The sequence below is a fragment of the Candidatus Corynebacterium faecigallinarum genome (assembly GCF_052264515.1).
Taxonomy (GTDB): Bacteria; Actinomycetota; Actinomycetes; order Mycobacteriales; family Mycobacteriaceae; genus Corynebacterium; species Corynebacterium faecigallinarum.
In genome coordinates, this window is the sequence record NZ_JBQQOC010000028.1 from 21549 (window position 1) to 31353 (window position 9805).

10 protein-coding genes are annotated in these 9805 nt (G+C 66.9%); 7 read left to right on the forward strand and 3 right to left on the reverse strand.

What is annotated here, in order from left to right; translation table 11 throughout:
- Positions 1-9 precede the first annotated feature (9 nt).
- Complete coding sequence (locus tag ACTXPP_RS12250) at positions 10-669, reverse strand: ACT domain-containing protein (RefSeq protein WP_443342386.1); 660 nt, start codon at positions 667-669, stop codon at positions 10-12.
- Positions 670-856: 187 nt separating this feature from the next.
- Between ACTXPP_RS12250 and gatC the strand changes: the two genes are divergently transcribed.
- From gatC to ACTXPP_RS12275, 5 genes are all read left to right on the forward strand, one after another.
- Complete coding sequence (gatC, locus tag ACTXPP_RS12255) at positions 857-1162, forward strand: Asp-tRNA(Asn)/Glu-tRNA(Gln) amidotransferase subunit GatC (protein WP_301496152.1); 306 nt, start codon at positions 857-859, stop codon at positions 1160-1162.
- A 22-nt stretch (positions 1163-1184) separates the two neighbouring features.
- Entirely contained in the window at positions 1185-2693 is a 1509-nt protein-coding gene (gene gatA / locus ACTXPP_RS12260) for an Asp-tRNA(Asn)/Glu-tRNA(Gln) amidotransferase subunit GatA (protein WP_301496154.1), read from the forward strand.
- 82 nt (positions 2694-2775) lie between these two features.
- Entirely contained in the window at positions 2776-3447 is a 672-nt protein-coding gene (locus ACTXPP_RS12265) for an NUDIX domain-containing protein (protein WP_301496156.1), read from the forward strand.
- 84 nt (positions 3448-3531) lie between these two features.
- Complete coding sequence (locus tag ACTXPP_RS12270; RefSeq protein ID WP_443342392.1) at positions 3532-4935, forward strand: DHA2 family efflux MFS transporter permease subunit; 1404 nt, start codon at positions 3532-3534, stop codon at positions 4933-4935.
- 20 nt (positions 4936-4955) lie between these two features.
- The gene (locus ACTXPP_RS12275; RefSeq protein ID WP_301496158.1) at positions 4956-5984 is read left to right on the forward strand and encodes an ATP-dependent 6-phosphofructokinase; all 1029 of its coding nucleotides are present in this window, start codon (positions 4956-4958) and stop codon (positions 5982-5984) included.
- A 38-nt stretch (positions 5985-6022) separates the two neighbouring features.
- Here ACTXPP_RS12275 and ACTXPP_RS12280 read toward each other — a convergent pair whose 3' ends face one another.
- Both ACTXPP_RS12280 and ACTXPP_RS12285 read right to left on the reverse strand, forming a co-directional pair.
- The gene (locus ACTXPP_RS12280; protein WP_301496160.1) at positions 6023-6460 is read right to left on the reverse strand and encodes an SRPBCC family protein; all 438 of its coding nucleotides are present in this window, start codon (positions 6458-6460) and stop codon (positions 6023-6025) included.
- Positions 6447-6821: an ArsR/SmtB family transcription factor gene (locus tag ACTXPP_RS12285; RefSeq protein ID WP_301496162.1), complete on the reverse strand. Its 375-nt coding sequence runs from the start codon at positions 6819-6821 to the stop codon at positions 6447-6449. The genes ACTXPP_RS12280 and ACTXPP_RS12285 overlap by 14 nt, the downstream gene beginning before the upstream one ends.
- A gap of 225 nt (positions 6822-7046) precedes the next feature.
- Here ACTXPP_RS12285 and ACTXPP_RS12290 point away from each other — a divergent pair, with 225 nt between their 5' ends.
- On the forward strand, positions 7047-8093 hold the full coding sequence (locus ACTXPP_RS12290; protein WP_443342390.1) for a bile acid:sodium symporter family protein: 1047 nt from the start codon (positions 7047-7049) through the stop codon (positions 8091-8093).
- Between the two features lie 11 nt (positions 8094-8104).
- Positions 8105-9622: an Asp-tRNA(Asn)/Glu-tRNA(Gln) amidotransferase subunit GatB gene (gatB, locus tag ACTXPP_RS12295; RefSeq protein ID WP_301496166.1), complete on the forward strand. Its 1518-nt coding sequence runs from the start codon at positions 8105-8107 to the stop codon at positions 9620-9622.
- The last annotated feature ends 183 nt before the right edge of the window (positions 9623-9805 follow it).

A 9805-nucleotide genomic window follows, 5' to 3' on the forward strand; every position in this document is an offset into this window, starting at 1 on the left:
CCTGTCGGATCAGCTCAGCAAGGCGCCGAGGATCTCGCCAACCTCGCCGAGGTGCTCGATCTCCGACAGGAGGAAATCGGGGCCGCCGGGACGCCCCACGATCAGGATGTAGCCGGTGCCGCGCAGCGGGGTGGCAGCCAGCGCAGAGTCCATCACCGTCCAGCTCTCCGGCACCCAGGTGTCCCGGTCGGTCAATGCACGCGGCGCGGTGACCGGGGTCTCCGACAGCACCCGACCGTCGTCCTCCGGGGCGGACGAGGACGCGGCGATGCGCCGGGTGCTCTCATCGGCACCGAGGATCACCGACCACTGCACCGACATCGTCTTCGGCAGGGCGTCCATCAGCCGCTGAAGCGACTCGGTCGGACGCCGGCGGTGCCGCGCGACCTCCGCCAGCAGGCTGATCTGGCCCCGGCGGTCCACAGTCCCGGAGAACGGCCGGATCGAGTCGACGTAGACACCGTCGACCTCCTGGGCTGCGCTGATCAGGGCGTCCGCCAACCGTCCGGCAGGGAGATCGACGACGATGTCGTCGACGACCATCCCCTCCTCGTCGTGCTGGACGACGTCCACGCTCCGGATGTCCGCGTCGATGGTGCCCAGGGTAGCGGCGATGAGTCCCAGGGTTCCGGGAACATCGGGGAGACGGACGCGCATCAGGTAGGACAAGAGTGACCTCGGATTTTGTGGGTTGAGTGGACATTCAGTGGACAAGAGGTGGTCATCGTCGGCCCGGTGGACCGTACGGCGACCTGTCGCCACAAGTGTAGCGAACCGGGGTAAGCGTACCCCTTGGACGCGGGTGCTACTAGAGTGGTCGGGGTACATACTGCGAACACGAAAAGGGGACCCATCAGTGTCCGAGATCTCACGTGACGAGGTCGCTCACCTCGCCCGGCTCGCCCGCCTCGACCTGAGCGAGGAAGAAATCGCCCACTACGCCGGTCAGATCGACGATATCGTCGAGACCGTCGCCGCCGTGCGCGAGGTCGACACCGAGGGCGTGGAGCCGTTGAGCCACCCGACCCAGAACGTCGACGGTGCGGTGTCGGTGATGCGTGAGGACGTCCCGCAGACCTCGCTGACCGCCGAACAGGCCCTCGACCAGGCGCCGAAGCAGGCCCAGCAGCGTTTCCAGGTTCCCCGGATCCTGGGCGAGTAGAACCCGACGAGACGACAGCGAAATGAGTGACGTGAACACTACGACCTACACCGTCGGGGCCCGGGACGACTCGGACCTGACGACCTGGACCGCAGCCGACCTGGCCGAGAAGATCCACACCGGCGACATCAGCTCCGTGGACGCCACCCGCGCCCACCTCGACCGCATCAGTGCCGTGGACGGAGACGTCCACGCCTTCCTGCACGTCGGTGCCGATGAGGCACTCGCCGCCGCCGAACAGGTCGACAAGGACATTGCCGCCGGTGACGTGGCCTCCCCGCTGGCCGGTGTCCCGCTGGCGCTGAAGGATGTCTTCACCACCACCGATGCGCCGACCACTTGTGCGTCCAAGATGCTCGAGGGCTACATGAGCCCCTACGACGCCACGGTCACCCGCAAGATCCGTGAGGCCGGCATCCCGATCCTCGGCAAGACCAACATGGACGAGTTCGCCATGGGTTCCTCCACCGAGAACTCCGCCTACGGTCCCACCCACAACCCCTGGGACCTGAGCCGGACCGCCGGTGGCTCCGGCGGTGGCTCCTCGGCCGCTTTGGCGTCGGGTATGGCGCCGCTGGCGATCGGTACCGACACCGGGGGATCCATCCGCCAGCCGGCAGCGCTGACCAACACCGTCGGCGTGAAGCCGACCTACGGCACCGTGTCGCGTTACGGACTCGTGGCCTGTGCGTCCTCCCTGGACCAGGGTGGCCCCACCGGCCGCACGGTGCTGGACACCGCACTGCTGCACGAGGTCATCGCCGGCCACGACGCCAACGACTCGACATCCTCGCAGCGTGCGGTCGCCCCGGTCGTCGAGGCTGCCCGTCAGGGCTCCAACGGCGACCTCTCCGGCGTGAAGATCGGTGTGGTCAAGCAGTTGCAGGACGTCCAGGGCATGCAGTCCGGCGTCCAGGAGAGCTACCAGGCATCCCTGGCGCAGCTCACCAGCCAGGGCGCGGAGATCGTCGAGGTCGACTGCCCGAGCTTCGAGTACGCGCTGAACGCCTACTACCTGATCCTGCCGTGTGAGGTCAGCTCCAACCTGGCCCGCTTCGACGGCATGCGCTACGGTCAGCGCCGTGGCGACGACGGTCACCACTCCGCCGACCAGGTCATGTCCATGACCCGCGCCGAGGGCTTCGGCCCGGAGGTCAAGCGCCGCATCATCCTGGGCACCTACGCCTTGTCGGTGGGCTACTACGACGCCTACTACCTGCAGGCGCAGCGAGTCCGCAACCTCATCGCCCAGGATTTCGCCAAGGCCTATGAGCAGGTCGACGTGCTGGTGTCCCCGGTCACCCCGACCACGGCCTTCGCGCTGGGGGAGAAGGCGGATGATCCGCTGGCGATGTACCTCTTCGACCTGTGCACCCTGCCGCTGAACCTGGCCGGCGTGTGCGGCATGTCGGTACCGGGCCCGCTGTCCACCGACACCGGTCTGCCGGTCGGCCTGCAGATCATGGGTCCGGCCCACGGCGATGACCGGCTCTACCGCGTCGGTGCCGCCTACGAGGCTGGCCGACACTAGTTCCAGATCCGGATCCGATTCCGGATCCGATTCTGGCTCCGGCTCCGGCACCACATCCGCTGACGGGGGTACTCTCGCGGACATGGCAACACAGCAGATCCACGGAGACGGCTGGGCGGTAGGCGTTGACGGCGTGCGTCGCTGGGGCACCCTCGGCGCCGCCGGACTCTTCCTGACCACCAGGGAGAACGACACCACCCTGCTGCTGGTCCAGCACCGCGCGGCGTGGACGAACTTCGGCGGCACCTGGGGGATTCCCGGTGGGGCGGTGGAGGTCGGGGAGGACGCGGAGTCCGCTGCGCTGCGGGAGACCCAGGAGGAGACCGGGGTCGACCCGGGCGATGTCACCGTCACCGAATCCCTGGTGACCGCGCGTGCCGAGCTGACCCATGTCCTGGTCCGTGTGCCGTTGACCGAGGAAGAGATGCCCCTGGCCGCCCCGGTGACCGACTCGGTGTCGAGGGGGAGTTCCCTGCTGGATGCGATCCGTCACCACCGCGTCCGCCATCCGGAGACCGGCAACCTGCTGGTGACCACGATGAACGGGCAGCTGTGCTGGGAAACCCCGGACGAGACGGTGACCGAGTGGACCTACACCACGGTGCTGGGGACCGCGGCGACCCCGCTCGATCTCTTTCCCACTGCGGAGAGCGCGGACCTGGCATGGTGCCCCATCGACGAGGTGGAGGAGCTTCCGCTGATCCCGCCGTTCCGGGAGGCGCTGCCGGAACTGCGCCGACTCCTGGGAGTCTAGGGGTCCGTTGAGACGCAGGACGTGGCAGACTGGATTCTCGTGACTGACACTTCCGCTGAACGCACGGATCCCCGCTACCCGCAGATGCCGCTGCCGGCGAACCGGGCGTGGCCAGCACTTTTCGCGCTGTGCACCGGGTTCTTCATGATCCTGCTCGACCAGACGATCGTGGCGGTGGCATCACCGGTGTTCCAGCGGGAGTTGGACGCCAGCTACAACGAGGTCGTCTGGGTGACCTCTGCCTACCTGCTCACCTTCGCTGTGCCACTGCTGGTGACCGGGCGCCTCGGCGACCGCTTCGGCCCGAAGAACGTCTACTGCGTGGGCATGGCCGTCTTCACCCTCTCGTCGCTGTGGTGCGGACTGGCGGACAGCATGCCGGAGCTGATCGCCGCACGCGCGGTCCAGGGACTCGGTGCGGCGATGCTGACCCCGCAGACGATGGCGGTGATCAACCGGATCTTCCCGCGGGCCAAGCGTGGCTCGGCGCTGGGTGTGTGGGGTGCGACCGCTGGACTCTCGACTCTGCTGGGGCCGATCCTCGGCGGGGTGATCACCAGCACCATCGGCTGGGAGTGGGTCTTCTTCATCAACATCCCGATCGGCGTGGTGTCGATCGCGCTGGTGGTGATGTGGGTGCCGCGGTTCCCGCCGTCGGCCCGGCGCATCGACACCCTGTCGATCCTGTTGTCGGTCGCCGCGGTCTTCCTACTCGTATTCGCCCTGCAGCAGGGTGAGAACGCGCACTGGACGTGGTGGATCTGGGGAATGATGGCGGTGTCGCTGGCACTGTTCATCTGGTTCGTCCGCCAACAGGTCGTCGCCGAGAGCCGGGGCCGTGACCCACTGATGCCGTTGAGCCTGTTCACCGTGCGGAACTTCTCCCTGGGCAATATCGGCATCGTCGGGATGGGCTTCACCGTGGCCAGCGTCCCGCTGCCGTTCACCCTCTACTACCAGCAGGTCCACGGACTGGATCCGCTCGGCGCCGGGCTGATGCTGGCACCACAGGCGGTGACGTCGTTGATCCTGTCGCCGATCGTCGGCCGGATGACCGACAAGTACAGCTCCCGTGGATTGGGCGCCTTCGGTTTCGCCATGATGGCCCTGTCGATCGTGGGGATGACGGTGGTCATGGCCTCCGGCATCCACCATTACTGGACGGTGATCCCCTTGGTCGGGCTGGGGGTGGGCAATGCCTTCGTCTGGGCACCGAACTCTGCTTCGACGATGCGCGACCTGTCCTTCCACCAGATGGGGGCAGGTTCCGGGGTCTACAACCAGACCCGCCAGCTCGGTTCGGTGGTGGGGGTGGCCGTGGTCGGCGCACTGATGCAGTGGCGACTGGGGCAGCCCGACGCCGACCCGGGCACAGCCTTTGGCCTGGCGGTACTTGCACCGGCGGCGATGATGCTCGTCGGTGTGGTGGCCTCGCTGATGTCACGCAACAACCTGCACGCCGCACGGGAAGGAAGCGGCCCCGCCTGAGGCCGACTAGGATCAGTCCCATGCGTATCGCGATCTTGACCAGTGGCGGGGACTGCCCCGGACTCAACGCCGTGATCCGGGGAGTGGTGCGGACCGCCGCCAACCGGGGTGCGACGGTGATCGGCTACGAGGACGGCTGGCAGGGGCTGGTCGAGGACCGGCGCATCCAGCTCTACGACGACGAGCACATCGACCGGATCCTCCTCCGCGGTGGCACCATCCTGGGCACCGGACGGCTGAAGACGGAGAAGTTCAAGGCTTCCCTGGACCGGATCAAGGAGAACCTCGCCGACGCAGAGATCGACGTGCTCATCGCCATCGGCGGCGAGGGAACGCTCAAGGGTGCCCAGTGGCTGCACGACAACGGCATCCCGGTGGTCGGTGTCCCGAAAACCATCGACAACGACGTCAACGCCACCGACTACACCTTTGGTTTCGACACCGCCGTCGCCGTGGCCACCGACGCCATCGACCGGCTGCACACCACCGCGGAATCCCACAACCGGGTGATGATCGTCCAGGTCATGGGGCGCCATGTCGGCTGGATCGCGCTGCACGCCGGTATGGCCGGCGGGGCACACGACATCCTCATCCCCGAAGTCCCCTTCGACATCGACGACGTATGCCGTCGGATGGCCCGACGTTTCCAGCTGGGGGAGAAGTACGGGATCATCGTCGTCGCCGAAGGCGCCCTCCCGGCCGAGGGGACGATGGAGATCGGCGAGCGGGCGATCGACCAGTTCGGCCACCAGAAGTTCGACGACATCGGCGCGAAGATCGCCCACGAGATCGAGAACCGGCTGGACACTGACGTGCGCTCGACTGTGCTCGGTCACATCCAGCGTGGTGGTACCCCGACAGCCTTCGACCGGGTGCTGGCCACCCGCTATGCGGTGCACGCCACCAAGGCGGCGCTGCGTGGGGACACCGGCACGGTGGTCGCCCTGCACGGGGAGAAGATCGAACCGGTCTCCTTCGGCGAGGCGGTCGGTGACCTCAAGGTGGTGCCGCAGCACCGTTACGAGTCCGCAGCGGCGCTGATCGGCTGACCTTCCGGTCACGCAGCTTCAGGTCACGCAGCTTCTGTTCACGCAGTGGCCAGGGCGTTCTCCAGGTTGGTGAGCGCCTCGTCCCACCCGTCGTAGACGTGGGCGTCGCCGGGGACGCCGGCGATACCGCTGAGGTGGAAGGTCATCTCGGTGGTGTCCCCGCGTTCGGCGAGGTCCAGGGTGATCACCGGGGTGCCCTCGACCGGGGCGTCGGGGTGGCCCCAGCTGAACACGAGCTTCTCGACCGGGTTGATCGCCAGGTACTCGCCTCCGGTGGGGTACTCCTCGCCGGTGGACTCGTTGACCATGGTGTAGCGGTAGCGCCCGCCGACCCTCAGGTCGACCGACACGGACTCTGCGGTGACACCCATCGGGTGGAACCAGTGGGCGAGTTCGAACTTGTCGGTCCAGGCCTTCCAGACCAGTTCGCGGGGGGCGTTGAAGGTTCGGGTGATGGTGAATTCAGGGGTGGTCATCGTTCTTCTCCTTCTCGTGGTGATCGTGGTGGTGTTCTTGCTTCATCGTCTCCAGGTGGGCGTCCAGGGCGTCGAAGCGCAGGTTCCATTCGCGCTTCTGTTTGTCGATCCACGCGGTGACCTCGTCAAGTGGTTCGGCGTCCATGTCGATCGTGCGCCACTGCGCCTTGGTGGTGCGGCTGATGAGTCCTGCCTTCTCCAGCACTTTGAGGTGCCGGGATATCGCCGGTGCGCTCATATCGAACGGTGCGGCGAGGTCGCCGACGCTGGACGGTCCGCGTGACAGGCGGGCGAGGATCGCCCGGCGGGTCGGATCGGCCAGTGCGGAGAACAGGAGCGACAGGCGCTCCTCTGACTCCATATAACCAACTCCTTAATTAACTTGTACGTTAACTATGGCCCTGGAGGGGCTACAGGTCAAGGGGGTGTGGAGGCATGTGGAGACTTGTGTAGACATTGGGTCATCGGGTTCGGGGGAGGTGGCCCGGAGGGAAACGGCGGATTGTAAGGTGTGCCTCACCGCGAAAGTCATCTACTTCAGGTCACACCCCGTGGCCGATGTTGCCGTGAAAGGTAGCTCCGTACCGTGTCTTCTTCCCCGTCCTCTCCGACTGCAGAGTCCCCCGCCCAGGACCGCAGTGCCTACATCGCCACCCTCGGATTCCCGATCCTGGTGATCATCGGCGGTGTCGTCGGCTTCTTCGGCGGTGACGACCTCGCCTCGGCCACCTCCGGCTGGGTCAACTGGCTGTTGGGCCTGATCATGTTCGGCATGGGCCTGACCCTCAAGCCCCACGACTTCGCCCTGGTCGTCAAGCGCCCTCTCCCGGTGCTGATCGGTGTGATCGCCCAATTCGTGATCATGCCGTTGACCGCATTGTTCGTCGTCTGGGTCCTGGGACTGCCCTCGGCCATCGCCGCCGGCGTGGTCCTGGTCGGCTGCGCATCCGGTGGCACCGCCTCCAACGTCGTGTCCTACCTGGCACGCGGCGACCTGGCCCTGTCGGTGGCGATGACCTCGGTGTCCACTCTGCTCGCACCGCTTCTCACCCCGCTGCTGACCCTGTGGCTCGCTGGCGAATACATGCCGCTCGATGGTGGTGCCATGGCACTCGACATCGTCAAGATCGTCCTCGTGCCCGTCGTCGCAGGCCTGGTCCTTCGCCTGCTGCTGCCGGGTATCGTCGACCGCCTGCTGCCCGCACTGCCGTGGATTTCCGTGGTCGCCATCGCTGTCGTCGTGGCCATCGTGGTCTCCGGCAACCGGGACAACCTCCTGGAGGCCGGACTGCTCGTCCTGGTCGCCGTGATGATGCACAATCTCCTTGGTCTTGCACTCGGCTACGGCGCCGGCAAAATCACCGGCCAGCCGGTGTCCACCCGCCGCACCATGGCCATCGAGGTCGGTATGCAGAACTCCGGGTTGGCGGCCGGACTTGCCGCCCAACACATGGAGCCGATGTCCGCGTTGCCCGGTGCGATCTTCTCGGTGTGGCACAACCTCTCCGGAGCGGTGTTCGCCGCACTGTGCCGGGCCGCCGACAAGCGTCGGGGAGTGGCGGGCAACGCACCTCACAGCGCGCCGGAGAACGCACCGGGCACTGCTGCCGACAGCTCAACCAACGTGAACTAGACTGGGACAACATGACTGCCGTGGTGAACGATTACTCCGATGATGTGATGGACTATGACGAGGTGCTGGAGCGCTTCGACCCCGTGATGGGGATGGAGGTCCACGTTGAACTCGCGACGCGGACCAAGATGTTCTCCGCGTCCTCCGCAGAATTCGGCGACGACCCGAACACCAACGTCGACCCCTGCAGTCTGGGTCTTCCCGGCGCTCTGCCGGTCGTCAACCGTCAGGGTGTGGAATGGGCCATCAAGATCGGCCTGGCCCTCAACTGCGATATCGCCCCGTACTCCCGCTTCGCACGGAAGAACTACTTCTACCCGGACCAGCCGAAGAACTACCAGATCTCCCAGTACGACGAGCCCATCGCCCACGACGGCTACCTCGACATCGTCCTGGACGACGGTACCGAGTGGCGCATCGAGATCGAGCGCGCCCACATGGAGGAGGACACCGGCAAGCTCACCCACCTCGGTGGTGCGACCGGACGCATCCACGGCGCGACGGCGTCCCTGGTGGACTGCAACCGCGCCGGGATCCCGCTGATCGAGATCGTCACCAAGCCCATCGAGGGTGCCGGGGAACGTGCCCCGGAGATCGCCCGCGCCTATGTCACCGCGCTGCGAGAGCTGGTCAAGGCTCTCGAGGTGTCGGATGCCCGCATGGACCAGGGCTCGATGCGGGTGGACTCCAACCTGTCGCTGCGTGCCAACGGCACCACCGAGTTCGGTACCCGGACCGAGACGAAGAACATCAACTCGCTGAAGTCGGTGGAGCAGGCCGTGCGCTTCGAAATGCAGCGTCAGGCCGCCTGCATCGTCAACGGTGTGGAGATCATCCAGGAGACCCGCCACTACCAGGAGGCCGACGGCAGCACCTCCCGGGGCCGCGTCAAGGAGACCATGGCGGACTACCGCTACTTCAACGACCCGGACCTGCCCCCGGTGCTCGCCCCGTCCGAGTGGGTCGAGGAGATTCGTGAGACGCTACCGGAGATGCCGTGGATCCGACGCGCCCGCATCCAGGAGGAGTGGGGTCTCAAGGACGAGGAGATGCGGGACCTGGTCAACGCCGGGGCGCTGGACCTGATCATCTCCACCGTCGAGGCCGGTGCCACCCCGGCCGAGGCCCGCAGCTGGTGGGTCGCCTACCTGGCACAGAAAGCCAACGAGGCCGGAACCGACCTGGAGGGCCTGCCGATCACCCCGGCGCAGGTTGCCGAGGTCGTCGGTCTGATCAAGGAAGGCAAGCTGACCAACAAGCTCGCCCGCCAGGCCGTCGACGGTGTCCTGGCGGGGGAGGGTACGGTCGCCGAGGTCGTCGCCGCGCGCGGCCTGGAGGTCGTCCGTGACGACGGTGCCATCGAGAAGGCCGTGGAGGACGCCCTGGCGGCCAACCCGGACATCGTGGAGAAGTACCGGGCCGGCAACAAGAAGGTCACCGGTGCGATCGTGGGCCAGGTGATGAAGGCGACCCGTGGCAAGGCGGATCCGGCGCAGGTCAACCAGATCATCGCCGCGAAGCTGGGGTAGCGCACCCTGCTCGAGCCGGTATGGCGCCGGCTACGTGCTGGTGTGATCCCGGTGTTGCACCGGCTACATGCCGGCGTGGTGGGGGGGGCGGGGGGGGGGGGGGCCGGGGGGGCGGGGGGTGCGCGGCGGCGCGCCCCCACGCCGTGCCCGACCCGGGCGCCGGGGCGGGATGTCACGGTCCAG